This window comes from Mesorhizobium sp. M8A.F.Ca.ET.207.01.1.1 (assembly GCF_004794715.1).
GTDB lineage: Bacteria > Pseudomonadota > Alphaproteobacteria > Rhizobiales > Rhizobiaceae > Mesorhizobium.
In genome coordinates this window covers 1-312 of the sequence record NZ_SRUS01000424.1, presented here as the reverse complement: position 1 = coordinate 312, position 312 = coordinate 1, and the positions used below count along the sequence as shown (strand labels likewise).

General features: G+C 69.2%; 1 protein-coding gene. It reads left to right on the top strand.

Annotation, left to right across the window (positions count from 1 at the left end; genetic code table 11):
* Positions 1-294: YkgJ family cysteine cluster protein (locus EN850_RS35205; protein ID WP_210238076.1), on the top strand; the 294-nt coding region annotated here is incomplete at its 5' end.
* Between the last annotated feature and the right edge of the window lie 18 nt (positions 295-312).

Sequence of the window (312 nt, the reverse complement as noted above, 5' to 3'; positions counted from 1 at the left end):
ATCGACTGCCGCCGTTGTGACGCGGTCTGTTGCCGGTTGCCGGTACTGCTGCAGCCCGGCGACCACGTGCCCGGCCAGTTCCTGTCACGCGACACCCACGGCCGTGCCGTGATGGCGCGCAACGAGGAAGGCTGGTGCGCGGCGATCGATCCCTATCACCTGCGCTGCACGATCTATTCGCAGCGCCCGGCGATCTGCCGCCAGTTTTCGATGGGCGGCGATGACTGCCGCCGCGAGCGGCAGGACTACCTGCGCCAGGCCGACGCCTGGGAGCTTTCCTCCCCTTCCACCTGACAGCCGCAACCCGCCCCC